The organism is Vibrio sp. OPT20 (genome assembly GCF_963889365.1).
In the GTDB taxonomy this organism is placed as follows: domain Bacteria; phylum Pseudomonadota; class Gammaproteobacteria; order Enterobacterales; family Vibrionaceae; genus Vibrio; species Vibrio splendidus.
Map to the genome: position 1 here is coordinate 1 of NZ_CAWPOA010000015.1, position 895 is coordinate 895.

Annotated in this window: 1 pseudogene; it reads right to left on the reverse strand. The window is 47.2% G+C overall.

Annotated features, from left to right (window positions below):
* Nucleotides 1-268 precede the first annotated feature (268 nt).
* Nucleotides 269-895 (reverse strand): annotated as a pseudogene (locus AACR09_RS00915) (IS110-like element ISVisp6 family transposase); the annotation flags it as partial.

Here is an 895-nt window from a genome sequence, read left to right on the forward strand (position 1 = left end):
GGCTACATGGATTCCCCCGGTTGTCAAACATCCGCTAAACTTATGTTGATGGGTTTTGGACTGCCGCTCTACATTCGGCCTACTTATCGACGATTCGCATACGTCGTGGCCCTGATGACTTGCGCGACTGCGGTGCCTTATTCGTTAGATGACATCTAGTGTGTCCGCCGCATTAACAGGCTCTCCGCAAGTGGTCTTAACCTATCTCCATCATTAGCGTCTGCAATGACCCGGTGGGTTTAACTCTTTATGTTGCTTAGGTTTTTACTTAAGTAGCATAGTTTTCATATTCTGTTTGATTGTGTAAAAGCGACCATATAATTCGTGCGTTTTTCGCAGCAAGTGCCACTATTGCTCGGTTCATTCCTCTCCGTTCTAGAACGCCTCGACACCACTGACTTAGCTTATCTTGCTTGTCGCCAAGGTTGGCAATCACGGTCCTTGCTCCGTGAACTAATAGTGTTCGTAAGTATTTATCGCCGTGTTTGGTTATCCGACCTAAGCGTGGCTTTCCTCCCGTCGAATATTGTTTTGGTACGAGTCCTAGCCAAGCAGAGAAATCGCGGCTTTTATCAAATTGAGAACCGTTGCCTATCGAAGCAAGTATCGCAGTAGCGGTTTGCGGTCCAATACCTCGAACTTTCATCACTCGTTGAACATTAGCGCTGACCTTAGCAAAAGAGTCGAAGACTTGTTCAGTATCGGCGATACGTTGATTCAACTCTCCAAGGTGGTGATAAGCATCGGCAATCACCGTTCTTGCGAGATGTGGCAGTTCATTTTCTGCATCTTCAAGCATTAAGGGAACGTGTTTCATTAATGAAGAGCGGCCAACAGGAATGATTAACCCGAACTCAGAGAGTAGGGCGCGCATGCGATTCATAAGCGCGGTGCG